Here is a 13,077-nt window from a genome sequence, read left to right as displayed (position 1 = left end):
CGATAGTATGAAACGGTTAATCCCATTGCTGTGATTTTGGGTAATGTTGAGTTATTTCATCTTGAGCTGGAAGCAATTCACGATCATATGCCGTAGTGGTATGGGCAGGGGTTTACTGTTAGTCAGAGTCTTGCCGATCATTTCGTGTACTTTTCGTCACTCTGTATAAAACAAAGGGATCAGGAGTTGCTGTCCGGCGATAATAATTGAATCTGATAGCTTATTTATCTGTTTTATATGCGAGACGGTTGTGTTGTTGATCTGAGCCAGTTCGCTCAATGATTCGCCCGGTTGAATGTTGTGAATTGTGAATTTGTATTTGACATAATCAAGACTCCCTTCATTTTTGTAAAAAGCTTCTATTTTGTCTTTAGGCAGAAGAATACGATTATCTCGTTTGGCCAGAGTATAACCAGCCGTGTAGCCAGGATTGAGTGCATACACGGCTTTACTTGAGATCTCAGCATGGCTGGCTAAAACGTTTAATTGAACGCGGGTATTTACAATAACCTCAGACAACGCTGGCTCGGGCTTGATAGTTGCGAAATCCAGGTCATATTTTTTGTGGTGTTTAATAATGTCAGCCATGGCTAACAACTTAGGAACATACCATCGGGTCTCTTTCGGTAATTCTAATGCCCAGAAGTCAGTTGATTTTCCTTCAGATTTATTCTTTTTGATTGCATTTCGGACTCGCGCTCCACCGGTATTATAAGCGGCAATGGCATGAAGCCAATTACCGTTAAACTTTTCATGTAGGTATTCCAGTAGATCTAATGCCGCGGCCGTTGACGCTAGAACATCACGTCCGCCGTCGTAACCTTTTCTGTATTCCAGGCCGAATGTTTTCCCTGTCGGCACGGTGATCTGCCAGAGACCGGCAGCGGAGCGAGGTGAATATGCAAACTGATCGAAAGCACTTTCGATGAAAGGTAACAGGGCAACTTCAATAGGCATGTTGCGCTGTTGTACCTCGTCATATATGAGGTATAAGAAAGGTTCGGCCCGTCGGGATACCGTTCTGATATGGTATGGATTATTCACAAACCAGTGACGAGATTGTCGGATACGTTTATTGTCGGGAACAGGCAATGAAAAGGAACGGGCTAAGATATCCCACAAATCAGGTTCGATTTTCTCTGAAATATCAGAAATAGGTTGTTGTGAATTTGTTTGTGGCTGTCCTGTAGCAACATAAGTACCACTGTGTCGCTGGTGGTCAATACGACAGTGTTGATTTATGGTTTCTGAAGTCAAATCAATGATCGAACTATCGTTCGATTGGTCGTGGTTGCTTGTCGTTTCTTCCAGCAGGTATGCTCCCTGACAGCCAGAAAGCAGTATTGTACTGAACAATAAAAATTTATAATTCATATTGATTATTTTCAATTACCAATGATTTTAAGTTATTAATATCGTTACGCAATATTGATTTCCAAATTTCACCTGTAGTTAAATTTATAGCAGGTAAAATGTATTTTGCTTATAAATCTATCTATCGACAGGTTTGGATATATTGAGTCTGAAACCAAATTTCACCGATGAAACGTCGATATTTGGTTATGCTTAATAAGCTAAATCGGCAATGTCTAAAGTAAGAGGTAAGAAATGTCAGATGTTCTTTATCCCGTGGGAACGGTTTTAAAAATTCGTTGTAGCACATACTGGCACTATGGCATGTCGGACGGACAAGGTAGTGTGATCCATAATTCGAAAAAAAGACGCAGGGTACAGTTTGATACACTGGAAGAGTTCGCTGACGGCAAGGAAATTGTTGTCAGCTCTATTGTTGGGCAGGATCCTGAGCAGGCCTATATCAATGGTCAAAAATACTTAGGCATGCCTTATAATTTATTTAATCAAAATTGCGAACAATTTGTCCGTGAATCGCACGGTTTACCGGTGGAGTGTACCCAATTGCAGCGTTTTATCGTATTAATACTTGGAAGCTATTTGATATTGAGGGCACAAGAGCGCTTGATAAAGTTGGCGGGAGTAGGCTTGTTGTGCGGAGGGTTAACCACCCCTTCTGAAAAAAAACCGTATCGTCGTGCGATAATAGGTGCCCAGCTTGCAGTAGGAAGCGCTATATTATTGACGAGGGTTGCTCGTCTGCTAGTCCGACGAAGCATGCCCCTGTGACTCACTAATTTTATTTGTACGTTGATCGTCTTGTATTCGATCCGTGGCACAGAAAAAGATATCTCTGTCAGGTATGTTTATAATACAAGTAGAGTAATTGCACTAGTTGCATTAATTGAATGGAATCCATTGTGACTATTTTCATTGAACGCGAACATGATTTTCATCTGGATGATATTGTTGAAATGTCAGAGACAATTGCTGAAGAGTTGGCGCAGGAATATGGTATAAACTGGTCGTGGCAGGAAGGTAAACTGGTCATTCACCATTCATCGGCACGTGGATTTTTACATTCACAGGAAGGCAAGATTGTTATTCAGCTGAAATTGGGGTTTGCTGCGAGTTTTTTTGCATCTACGATTGAAAACCATATCACGGAACGGCTGGACCAACTGCTAATATCTAACTAATTCAAGTCTTAGTGACGAGGGCCGAGAAACGAGAACCTAGATTCTCGTTTCTCTATACTTATTACTCGATTCTAGCTTCTTGCCCCGAGGTATACCGCTACACCTTCCCGATTCAATCATTCAAATATTTGATCTCGCCCGCGTAAAATCGCTCTTTTAGTAAGAACATTCTAATTGAAATTCTTATTCTATGTATAAGCAGTCAGGCAAATACCACTGGCTGACAACAGATGGAATAGAAATTAGGAGGGCGCAATAATGGGCATCTTTAAACAGACTGCGTATGAATCAGGCAAAGATAAAAAAGTTATACGTGATGCCATGGTCTACAACATTTGGTTAGCCGGGTTGGGCGCTTATGCAAAAAGCGCGGATGAAGTGAATCAGTTATCAGATAAAGGTAAAAGCTTGTTTGATGAACTGGTAGAGCGCGGACATGCGGTTGAATCAAAAACTAAAGAACGTGTGCATACTGCACGTAATCAAACATCTGTTGCGATCGAAGAACGCGTTCATCAGATGGTGCAGAAATTTATCGGTATCGATAATGAGCGTTTGAATCGTGTCGATAACAAGATTGATCAATTAACAGCCAGTATTGAATCGCTGTTAGAGCGTCAGCAGACAGCTAAGCCAGAACAGGCAAAAGCTATTGCAAAACCAACGACAGCAAAAGCCCCTGCAGCACAAGGAAAGAAATCAGGCGTTGCACGTCGTAAATCGGCGAAAACAACAGAGACAGCTGTTAAAAAAGACACTGCTGTCAAAAAAGAAGTTGTTTCTGAGAAACCAAGAATGGCTGAGCCGGTAAAGAACGAAACCGCAGCTAAACCTGTAGCGGAAAAGATGGAAGTTAAGCCTGCATCGGAAAAAGCATAAACATCAGGTGCTGACGAGTCAGGTGGTAATAAAATAGCGAAAGTGAATTTAAAGTACGCTGAGTTCGCAGGAAGTCTACCAACAATCAATGAGCAGGCATCTAGTGAACACATAGCGATAGTTTCATTACACAGACCAGCGTTTAAGCGCAGGGGGATAATATTATGATCGATAAAACAGTAGTGAAAGCGGCGAAGAATGTCGTTGAAAGTGGTGAAGGTGTTGCGCGCAATATTTGGTTAGCAGGCTTGGGCCTTTATAGCCGCACACTTGAAGAAGCTCAGCAGTTAAATGAGAAAACGTCTACTGCGTTCGATGAACTGGTAGAGCGCGGGAAAGAAGTAGAAACCCAAGCGAAAGAGTGCATTGGTCAAAATGCCGAGAAGGCTTCTGATGAAGTAGAAGCGGGCATGAATGATCTATTCTACCGCCTAAGTGGCGTTGACCGTGAAAAACTAGAACGTATGGATGAGAAAATCGACAAGCTGACACTAGCTGTCGAAAAATTGGCAGAAGTAGAGTAGCTGCCAATGCAGGGTTATGTATCATCAAGCCAGCCAGATGATACTGTAACCCGGCAAGACATATAACCACACCTTCAGGATATATGTCTTTTTAGGTTGCGCGTGGGCCATGCACGCGCGCCTTTTTTCTATGGGGTTGGTTAATCAAATGGAGTCGTCTGGCATGAGGTTAGCGACGGCATAGAAGTAGTGACGGCGTTGTTAGTCGATAGAATTTTTACTGCCATACATTGACTAAACGGGTTATCTAACCCTTAATTAGTAATTAGCTCGGTTATTAACTTTTTATGTTAACAAGGTTGGAGTTATGGATAGCTGGCGTAATAGAGCCTTTAATAAACTCTTATCCCGTGTCATGCGTCAACGGCTTGCCCGTTGTAACTCAACCATAGAAATGCGTGAATTAATTTCTAGCATTGATAATTACGGCGCACTCATCAGTATGCCGAAAAATATGGTTGTGACCTCGGCTAAGTTCGCTAATGTAGGTTGTGACTGGGTTGATATGCCAAACAGCAGTGGCAATAAAATTATTCTGTATTTCCATGGCGGTGGATTTTGTTTCCATAGCCCCAACATCCATAATGCTTTTCTTGCCAGGCTTGCCAATGCCACGAAGTCACGAGGTTTAATGGTGAACTATAGTCTGGCACCGGAAAGGCCCTATCCAGCGGCTGCTGACGAATGTTATGGAGTGTATCGGACATTGCTGATCAAAGGCTATTTACCTCATCAGATTATTTTTGCCGGGGATTCAGCTGGTGGCAATTTAGCCCTAACAACTTTAATTCGTGCGCGAAACGCCAATTTACCTATGCCTGCAGGAGCAATATTATTGTCTCCTGTGACTGACATGGCCGTGACTGGAGAGTCTGCATTTACCAAGAGCAAAGATGACCCTTTCTTTGACTTGAGCAGCCTGCTGCTGATGCGTAATAACTATATAGGCAATCATAACCCCTGCGATCCTGATGTTTCTCCTTACTATGCGGCACTGCACGATCTACCACCGATTTTTATTACCGCTGGTACGGAGGAAGTCTTAATGGATGACTCCATTCGCTTAGCCGCAAAGATTGCTGAAGCGGAAGGGGATGTGTCTATTAATGTGGTTAAAGGTGTTCCGCATGTTTATCCGTTGTTTTATCAGCTGAGTGAAGCCCAAGAAGCGATCAAGCTCATGGCATCATTTGTCGTTGACCGATATGAAGCAAGTAAACCCACCATACCCAGCAAAAAAAAAGCCAGCTAAAGTAAACTGGCCTCATCGTGCGCACTCAAGCTGGCTTAGTCAGTCAGATCCGTTAGCTTTGTTTTTTGGTATTGAATAGCAGAATCCGAAATATCACCGCTATTACCCGTTTGCAACCATTTCTTGATACGTCCTGCATCTCCTACAGGCGTCAATTTCCCCTGAGTATCAAGCATGACCATTAATATCTTCTTGCCTTCAATTTTAGTAATCATTACCAAACAGTGCCCAGCAACATCCAGGTAACCGGTTTTACTCAGTTCTACCGCCCATTTTTTGCCACGCGCTAATAGATTGGTATTGGTATAACCCAGTTTGTATTTTGGCTTTTTGAAGTAAGCGGTATGCACGGCAGTGGTGCTGTATTTGCGGATTTCCGGGTACTGATAAGCGGCATGAACCATTTTTGCTAAGTTGTCAGCGGTTGATACATTTTCAGGGCTAAGACCTGAACTATCAACAAAGGTTGTATCTGCCATGCCGAGTGATTTTGCTTTATTGTTCATGGCATCGATGAAGGTGTCGTAACCGCCAGGGTAATTTCCGGCGAGTGCCGCTGCCGCCAGATTTTCCGATGACATCAGCGCAATGCGAATAGTCTCACCGCGACTGAGTTGCGACGCCATTCGGATGCGAGAGTAGCCGTTGTACATCCGTTCTTTATCTAATCTTGTGAATGTAATTTTTTCGTTCAGGGGCAACTTTGCATCTAGCACCACCATGGCCGTCATAAGCTTAGTTAACGATGCTATTGGCATCACCACATCGGCGTTTTTCTCAAAGAGGGTTTTGCCAGATTTCATGTCAGTGACATAGGTACTGACTGATGCCGTTTGGATATTTTCCGGATCCAGTTTGGCCGTGTTGATTGTTGCAGTCGCGGTAAAACTAGCACTGGATAAGAAAAAGAAAAAAAGTAACGCTTTGCCCACAATGGCTCCTTGCAAGGTTATATTAAATAAATCGGTATAAAGATAACAAAAAAACAAAGGCTATTGTTTCCCTTCCCTGAACTCTAATGCGAGTGAACATACTGTAAAACCACACGAATTAAAGATAAAATTTCGTTTATTCAAGGGAATACAATTAAAAAAGCCAGCTAAAAAGTTAGCTGGCTTTTTTATATTTTTATCGATAAGCGATTAGTTTTTGCAGCGGGATCAAATTTTCCCGTTTTTATCTGGCTGTTCGCTTACAATTTTAATCAGCGTTCAAAAATTATTAGCTTTCAAAATTGTAAGTCAGGCTGACCGCATCGGTGATATTTTGTACTGTAGACTCTTGCTGGCCGTTGTATCTCGCCAGAATCGAATGCTGGCCTTTAGGAATGTTAACCATCACATTAATCCCTTCACCAACAGGCACTCCATTGATGTAGAAGCTTGCAGCCTTATTACTGACTAACTTAACATCGAACGATTCCACACCAATTTCTTTGATGATCTGGGCATTGATATCTTCGTTGTACTGAACAAATAAGTTGAATGAAACATTGTAGGTAACATTCCCATCGTAATCCATCATCGCTGAGTTGACATTGAATTTGTTAACGTTACTTTTAATGTTGATCTGACCAAAACGAGACTCAATGGCATCATTGACTAATTTGCTATTGGTCTGCTTATTTTCAAAACACTCACGAATAGATTGATAAGGAGAGCACTTAAGCTTGCCGTTTAACTCAATCGGAATAGGGCTGGCAAATTCTTTTTTGATTCGAGAGACTGCATTCTCTTTGAGAGAAGTGAGCTTCTCGTTGTAGGTTTTATTTGACTCACGGATCGCATCATTAAGCTTGTCGATTTTCTTTTTATTCTTGTCAATAAGAGCAGTATTTGTATTTATTCTCTCTTGAGCAGACTTAATCTCTTTTGACACCTTTTTCATTGAGTCGAAATAGTAATTCGTGCTTTCTTCTGTGCCAGAAAGCATTTCTTCACTCATTTTCAGTTGGAATTCATGATAGGTCTTTTTTCCACGAATAATGGCTGATTCCAACTGCGCAGTTTGGTTTTTATAAGTGAAGATACTGCTGTTGACCTCAGTGAGCTCTTTCAATTCAGTCGTATTGTTATACTGTTCTTTTACTTGCTTTATCTGCTCGAGTTCGCTTTCAGTCAGTAATGAAGCCCCTTGAGCAAAGAAAGCTGCACTTATCGATAGCAGGAAAATGGCTTTTTTTAACATTGACGAATGGTTAACCTTTGAAAATATAGAGTTTTAATCAAGCAGCGAGACCTGCTAGCGAAAATTCAGCATGTATAAAAGCTTCAGTAGCCTTAAAGCTATCATTTTTTTGCAGAACCCTGACAAACTGAAGTTGCATTTCATGTAATACATCACAATTTTTTACAAATGTATTAAATAATTATTTAAGCCGGAAGTCATTATTTTTATGGTAGTTATAAGAATAAAATCATCATAATTTTAAATTCGCCCCAAACACAATAAGCACCATTGTGCATATGATTGGCAATAATAGCTAAGTGAAAAGTAAATAACGGTCAAAATACAGGCGCTGTCAGGCCAAATTAATGGCGTCAGGCTTGTCGTTATAATATCAAAAGAAAGCTTACTTTTTGTTGGTGGTTAAAAAACGACCGATATTGTTGGCCAGTTAATATGTTTTTGGAGGAAGTTTAGTCATAACAGTTTTACTTGTACTTACGTCAGTTGAGTTATTTTTGGTATAAACAACGCCGTGAAATTATCACGGCGTTATCAAATGTTATTCATGATGAGGTTAATTCACAAGCTCGTTGAGTAAATCTTGGTGGGTATAGAACTCTGATTCCGCCGACTCTGTCAGGTAAGGTTCTACCATTGAGATCAGGCGTAATACACCAGAGCGAATCAGTTCGCTTTCGCTGTATTTATCATCTAACAATGTTTGATAATTAAGCCAGTTAAGGCTAACCAGTAGTAGGTTATCGGCTAACAATGGCAGGCTGTTGTTATCACACTTTAGTTTCCCTAAAATGATTAGCTGATCAAGCATGTCATTGCTCAGCTGGCGCAGCTTTAAGATCAACGTACGAATCTTTCGCTTAATTTGTGGGTTATGACCGTTTAGGTTATCAAGATTTCTGAACAGAAAGCGATAGTGGGTAAACAACGCCATTACTGTGTGCATAAAAGGCCAGTAGTCATCAAAATCTTTAACCTGGTTAGGGTAATTATTACTAATAGTGGTTAACGAGTTCTGCAGCTCGGTAATCAGAGTGGTAATGATCTCGTCTTTGCCTCGGAAATGGTAATATAGGTTTCCAGGGCTGATACCCATCTCTGAGGCAATAATCAGCGTACTGGTTTGCGCGATCCCTTCGCGGTTAAAAAGGTCTAGACTGACTGACAGAATCCGATCACGGGTTTTCATTATCCTTCCTTGTCTGACTGTTGCGGTGAAAGAAAAGTGTTTTTGCACTTAGTACCAAAGCCACATTGTGCGCTGGTAGCTAAGGTTCTGGTCTGTTTAATCTGTTCAATTCAGACAACACAGATCACTTCTGTTTTATTCAGCGAGCAGTTGCGGTAAGGCTTCGCGTAAAAAATCGTATTCCGCTTGCATTTGCTGCCTGATATCATCGCTTATAAATGATACTAGGGCGCTGCCAATAAATGGTAGTGATGAACTAATGGTGACAGCCACTTTGTTCTGAGTGGCTGGTCCGCTAGCCGGTTCACTGAATACCATCTGGCCACTGATCGCTGCGGGAACACCGACAATATCTACTTTCATCTCACACAAAATATTCCCGTCTTCCTGCCAGTACCATTTTTCACTTTGCTTTATGGTGTTATCGCTACCTAGAATGCTTTTTAGCATCCCTGGTACATTCGCAGGCATATCGCGCTGAGTTTCAACTAGGAAGCCATCGTCGGTTTCTTCAAGCCTGTTTATACGCACACTTTTTGCACCCAGGCTCAGGTACTTCTCAGTGATGAGTTCTTCTTCACTAAAAAAACGCAAAATGGTATCGAGATCTTCTAGGTAATCATGAATGACAGAAACTTGCATAATGTATCCTTACATGAGTTTTTCGCAAATGACACTTGGAAGTGCAATTTGATTATTAATAATATAGCTTCTACCGACAAAAAATGGTTAATGACTGCTTTGTAACAGCCCCAAAATACTGGTCGGACGACACTTCCACAGTGTGCATCTGGTAGCACAAAAGCTCAAAGTCGTTTTGATGAAAATTAGGAGTGGATCAATATTCCTCGTTGGAATTTTACGGTTTAGAGTAATTGCTCACAAAAAGTCCGGTTATGCTTGCAAGATATGGCGGTGCTGGTGTCAGGTTTGAGGTAAAGGATAGAAAAATCACATATGATTGCATTAATTGATTTTTTGCTTTCATGAAATTCAAAAGGATTGTTTTTTTGTGACGAGTGAATAAAGGGTTACTTGTTGTTTTGCTATCAATATAGATTTAAGCGATAAGGCTGGCATACAACAGGCCAGCGAGCAGGAGTGTGTTCTTTGGGACTCTAGGTTTGTTGACGGCAACAGATAAGCGTATGATCATTAAGTCACTTTTCAAGTGCTTATTCGGCAACCGCCTTGGTGTTCATAAGTTCTTGAAAGGAAGGATCAGATGCTTCCTTTTAGTGTGTGTTCAGCCGCCATCCCCTTAACATCCAGCACCAGATTTTCTAGACCGCTATAAACTTGGAAGCGATGGCCCTTAGCTCGCGCAATCATTGTGATACCAAGTTTTTTCGCTAAGTCGTAGCCCATTTGTGTGGCGCCTGAGCGGGATAATAAAACAGGGATCCCCATCTGCGCGACTTTAATCACCATTTCAGAGGTTAAACGCCCGGTGGTATAAAAGATTTTGTCAGCACCGGTTTCGCCCTTCATCCACATTTCACCGGCCAGGGTATCGACGGCATTGTGACGGCCGACATCTTCGACAAACGACAGAATATTGGTGTCTTTACATACCGCACAACCATGCACGGCACCAGCCGCTTTGTAGGTTTGGTTGTGATGGGTTAAAGACGCCAATAACCCATAGAGCTTAGACTGGTAAATAGTAGGTTGGGGCAGCGTAACGCCTTCTAACTTTTTCATTACGTCACCGAACATGGTACCTTGGCCACAGCCGGAGGTAACCGTTTTCTTACTCAGCTTCCTTTGCACATCATCGGTATTTTCGCCGGTGATCACTGCGGCCGAGTTGGTTTCCCAATCAATAATCAATGATTCAATGGCTTCGATATCTTCGATAAACCCTTGATTTTTTAAGTAGCCAAGAACCAGCGGTGAAGGGCGTTCACCCAGTGTCATCAGTGTCACCACTTCAATCCAGTTTAAATAGACAGTTAAAGGGTGCTCGCACGCAATTTCTTTGGCCATCATGTCACCGTATTCATCCATCACATCAACGGTGATTGTCTGATTAACAGATGAGTTTGTTTTTATGATTCTTGGCAATTTGGACATCAGAGATTCCCTGCGGGTATTTTATAATGTTAATTCAAGTCCCACATCCAGGGGGATGCTGGACTGTTTTTTAACTGAGTTGTCAAATTCTATGTTATTGGAAGAATTTCACCATAAAAAAACAGAACCGTCAGTATAATAAACAGAATTTGATTGCGATGTGCTGCCTTTTGATATCTAACGCACTATAACTTTATATATGTAATTCAAAATAAGAAACAATCCGCAAATTTTTATAAAACATCATTAACAATAAACCGTTCAGTAAGCAAAAGAGTCAGTTAAACAGTTCCGCTGAAAGGGGGGGAGTGACAATGGAACATGCTATTATGTCGATTGGTTTTTAACGCAAGTCTAAGACTATTGTCTAAGACCAAGGCGCTTAAAACCGGATAAAAACAGTGGTATAAATAGATGATAAAGATCACACGAGGACAGCACATATGCTTTTTCCCTACCGAAGTATTGTCATTTTAACGGGTGCGGGTATCTCTGCTGAATCTGGCATTCGAACGTTTCGTGATCAGGACGGATTGTGGGAAAGTCATCATATTGAAGATGTTGCGACGCCTGAAGGCTATCGTCGTGATCCTGCTCTGGTGCAGAATTTCTATAACCAACGTCGTCACCAACTAGAAAGTGGCACTGTTTCCCCTAATGCTGCACATTTTGCTCTGGCAAAGCTTGCCAAAGAGTTCAATGGAAAAGTGACTATCGTTACCCAGAATATCGATAACCTGCATGAAGTGGCAGGAAGCCAAAATGTTATTCACATGCATGGAGAGTTGCTGAAGGCACAGTGCAGCCAAACAGGCCAAAGTGTAGAGTGGGGAGGAGATCTTATGTTAGATGACCATTGCCACTGCTGCCAGATGCCCGCTCCGTTACGCCCAAATGTCGTCTGGTTTGGTGAAATGCCAATTGGAATGGGACGTATTCATGAAGCGTTATTGGATGCGGATCTGTTTATCTCTATCGGTACATCCGGTGCTGTTTATCCTGCTGCAGGTTTTGTCCATGAAGCGGCGATGCATGGTGCCCATACTATTGAATTAAATCTTGAGCCAAGCGAAGTCGAAAATGAGTTTGCTGAGAAGCGCTATGGCCCGGCATCGAAATTGGTACCTGAGTTTATAGATGAGATTTTAGGAATATCAGGTGCAGCGTGATCTAACCGAGGTTAAAGAGTTTATAAAAGGAGGCTCGACTTGAAACCTCCTTTTTTATAACGTCAAATCTTTATTATTGACCCGCTTTTAGCTTCTGGAAGTACTCTTCATAAATGGTGTTTGCAGTGCCAACACTGTCTTGCCATTCACCCGCATCTAATACTTCTTGTGACGGGAAAACATTCTTATCATTTACAAAGTCTGCCGGCAGCAGTTTCTTTGCACCGGCGACTGGCGTCGGATAACCAATTTCTACGGCTACTTTTGCTGCATTGTCCGGACGCAGCAGGAAGTCGATCATTTTATGAGCAGCGTCTGTATTCTTGGCCTTCGCTGGAATTGCCAGACTGTCCATCCAGAATATCGCACCTTCTTTTGGCCATACGATATCGACTTGTGCGCCTTCCTGACGCGCGGTGTACGCCGAGCCATTCCATAGCATACCCAGAGAAACTTCTCCGGCCATATACGGGTTAGCGGGGTAGTCCGAGTTAAATACCAATACATTTGGCATTAATGTCTTCAGCTCTTCATAGGCCGCTTTGATTTCTTCCGGCTTTTGGGTATTAGCTGAATAACCCAGCTTACGCAGTGCAATGTGGAAGAATTCACGAGCATCATCCATCATCATCAACTGGCCTTCCCATTTAGGATCCCAGAAATCACTCCAGCTGTTGATCTGGGTTTTATCCATCATATCGGTATTCACACCAATACCGGTAGCACCCCAGATATAAGGGATTGAGTAATCGTTATTTGGATCAAAAGGTTTGTTCAGATAGTTAGGATCAAGTTCTTTGAAATAAGAAAGTTTTGAGTGATCAACTTTTTGTAACATGCCCTCATCACGCATCTTAGATACATAATAAGTGGATGGAACAATCAGGTCATAACCTTCGCCGTGCGTTTTCAGCTTGGCATACATGGTTTCATTCGATTCATAAGTGGAATAGATGACTTTAATGCCCGTTTCTTTGGTGAACTGCTCCAATACTTCTGATGGAATATATTCAGACCAGTTATAGAAATAGAGTTCATTATCTGCGGCTACTGCCACGTTGGTGAACATTGCTGCTGCGCATACGCTACCGGCCACTAAAGAAGACCATTTTTTCATTGTTATTGCTCCTAACAAACTGGACGTTTCGATCCAAAGGTTGAGAGTTATCTCTAGCGAATATACCGAACGAAAATGCCAGTATTAAACCGCTACCCCTAATTGTACGAAAATAAATTATTAGCACATTAA

13 protein-coding genes are annotated in these 13,077 nt (G+C 41.9%); 6 read left to right on the top strand and 7 right to left on the bottom strand.

What is annotated here, in order from left to right:
- Nucleotides 1–156: 156 nt before the first annotated feature.
- Nucleotides 157–1,374, bottom strand: a complete 1,218-nt coding sequence (locus R3289_RS05665; protein WP_318924511.1) for a transglycosylase SLT domain-containing protein — start codon at nt 1,372–1,374, stop codon at nt 157–159.
- A 234-nt stretch (nt 1,375–1,608) separates the two neighbouring features.
- Here R3289_RS05665 and R3289_RS05660 point away from each other — a divergent pair, with 234 nt between their 5' ends.
- The 5 genes from R3289_RS05660 to R3289_RS05640 all read left to right on the top strand — a co-directional run bounded on the left by R3289_RS05660 (nt 1,609) and on the right by R3289_RS05640 (nt 5,207).
- On the top strand, nt 1,609–2,142 hold the full coding sequence (locus R3289_RS05660; protein WP_318924510.1) for a lecithin retinol acyltransferase family protein: 534 nt from the start codon (nt 1,609–1,611) through the stop codon (nt 2,140–2,142).
- Between the two features lie 131 nt (nt 2,143–2,273).
- Complete coding sequence (locus R3289_RS05655; RefSeq protein WP_318924509.1) at nt 2,274–2,552, top strand: polyhydroxyalkanoic acid system family protein; 279 nt, start codon at nt 2,274–2,276, stop codon at nt 2,550–2,552.
- A gap of 258 nt (nt 2,553–2,810) precedes the next feature.
- A complete protein-coding gene (locus R3289_RS05650; RefSeq protein ID WP_318924508.1) occupies nt 2,811–3,431 on the top strand; it encodes a phasin-related domain-containing protein in 621 nt (206 codons plus the stop codon).
- A 164-nt stretch (nt 3,432–3,595) separates the two neighbouring features.
- A complete protein-coding gene (locus tag R3289_RS05645) occupies nt 3,596–3,955 on the top strand; it encodes a phasin-related domain-containing protein (protein WP_107282595.1) in 360 nt (119 codons plus the stop codon).
- A 307-nt stretch (nt 3,956–4,262) separates the two neighbouring features.
- On the top strand, nt 4,263–5,207 hold the full coding sequence (locus R3289_RS05640; protein WP_318924507.1) for an alpha/beta hydrolase: 945 nt from the start codon (nt 4,263–4,265) through the stop codon (nt 5,205–5,207).
- 35 nt (nt 5,208–5,242) lie between these two features.
- Here R3289_RS05640 and pbpG read toward each other — a convergent pair whose 3' ends face one another.
- The 5 genes from pbpG to fdhD all read right to left on the bottom strand — a co-directional run bounded on the left by pbpG (nt 5,243) and on the right by fdhD (nt 10,659).
- Entirely contained in the window at nt 5,243–6,139 is an 897-nt protein-coding gene (gene pbpG / locus R3289_RS05635) for a D-alanyl-D-alanine endopeptidase (RefSeq protein WP_318924506.1), read from the bottom strand.
- A gap of 289 nt (nt 6,140–6,428) precedes the next feature.
- Nucleotides 6,429–7,394 (bottom strand): hypothetical protein, encoded by a 966-nt coding sequence (locus R3289_RS05630; RefSeq protein WP_318924505.1) that lies wholly within the window; start codon nt 7,392–7,394, stop codon nt 6,429–6,431.
- Nucleotides 7,395–7,950: 556 nt separating this feature from the next.
- The gene (locus R3289_RS05625; RefSeq protein WP_318924504.1) at nt 7,951–8,583 is read right to left on the bottom strand and encodes a TetR/AcrR family transcriptional regulator; all 633 of its coding nucleotides are present in this window, start codon (nt 8,581–8,583) and stop codon (nt 7,951–7,953) included.
- Nucleotides 8,584–8,718: 135 nt separating this feature from the next.
- Nucleotides 8,719–9,225, bottom strand: coding sequence for a DUF2505 domain-containing protein (locus tag R3289_RS05620; protein ID WP_318924503.1), 507 nt, complete (start codon nt 9,223–9,225; stop codon nt 8,719–8,721).
- Nucleotides 9,226–9,804: 579 nt separating this feature from the next.
- On the bottom strand, nt 9,805–10,659 hold the full coding sequence (gene fdhD / locus R3289_RS05615) for a formate dehydrogenase accessory sulfurtransferase FdhD (RefSeq protein ID WP_318924502.1): 855 nt from the start codon (nt 10,657–10,659) through the stop codon (nt 9,805–9,807).
- A gap of 443 nt (nt 10,660–11,102) precedes the next feature.
- On the opposite strand from fdhD, the gene cobB reads away from it, so the two are divergent.
- Nucleotides 11,103–11,828 (top strand): Sir2 family NAD+-dependent deacetylase, encoded by a 726-nt coding sequence (cobB, locus tag R3289_RS05610; RefSeq protein WP_318924501.1) that lies wholly within the window; start codon nt 11,103–11,105, stop codon nt 11,826–11,828.
- Nucleotides 11,829–11,901: 73 nt separating this feature from the next.
- Here the strand turns inward: cobB and R3289_RS05605 are convergent, their stop codons facing one another.
- Entirely contained in the window at nt 11,902–12,945 is a 1,044-nt protein-coding gene (locus R3289_RS05605; protein ID WP_318924500.1) for an extracellular solute-binding protein, read from the bottom strand.
- Nucleotides 12,946–13,077: the final 132 nt, after the last annotated feature.

It is taken from the genome of Photobacterium sp. (assembly GCF_033720175.1).
In the GTDB taxonomy this organism is placed as follows: Bacteria; Pseudomonadota; Gammaproteobacteria; order Enterobacterales; family Vibrionaceae; genus Photobacterium.
Note: the sequence above shows the minus strand (reverse complement) of the source record. Positions and strands in the feature narration are given on the sequence as shown.

Coding starts and splice junctions, on each gene's coding strand:
- R3289_RS05660 (WP_318924510.1), top strand. CDS start 1,609: ATGTCAGATGTTCTTTATCCCGTGGGAACGGTTTTAAAAATTCGTTGT.
- R3289_RS05650 (WP_318924508.1), top strand. CDS start 2,811: ATGGGCATCTTTAAACAGACTGCGTATGAATCAGGCAAAGATAAAAAA.
- R3289_RS05665 (WP_318924511.1), bottom strand. CDS start 1,374: ATGAATTATAAATTTTTATTGTTCAGTACAATACTGCTTTCTGGCTGT.
- R3289_RS05605 (WP_318924500.1), bottom strand. CDS start 12,945: ATGAAAAAATGGTCTTCTTTAGTGGCCGGTAGCGTATGCGCAGCAGCA.
- R3289_RS05620 (WP_318924503.1), bottom strand. CDS start 9,225: ATGCAAGTTTCTGTCATTCATGATTACCTAGAAGATCTCGATACCATT.
- fdhD (WP_318924502.1), bottom strand. CDS start 10,659: ATGTCCAAATTGCCAAGAATCATAAAAACAAACTCATCTGTTAATCAG.
- R3289_RS05645 (WP_107282595.1), top strand. CDS start 3,596: ATGATCGATAAAACAGTAGTGAAAGCGGCGAAGAATGTCGTTGAAAGT.
- R3289_RS05640 (WP_318924507.1), top strand. CDS start 4,263: ATGGATAGCTGGCGTAATAGAGCCTTTAATAAACTCTTATCCCGTGTC.
- cobB (WP_318924501.1), top strand. CDS start 11,103: ATGCTTTTTCCCTACCGAAGTATTGTCATTTTAACGGGTGCGGGTATC.
- R3289_RS05630 (WP_318924505.1), bottom strand. CDS start 7,394: ATGTTAAAAAAAGCCATTTTCCTGCTATCGATAAGTGCAGCTTTCTTT.
- R3289_RS05625 (WP_318924504.1), bottom strand. CDS start 8,583: ATGAAAACCCGTGATCGGATTCTGTCAGTCAGTCTAGACCTTTTTAAC.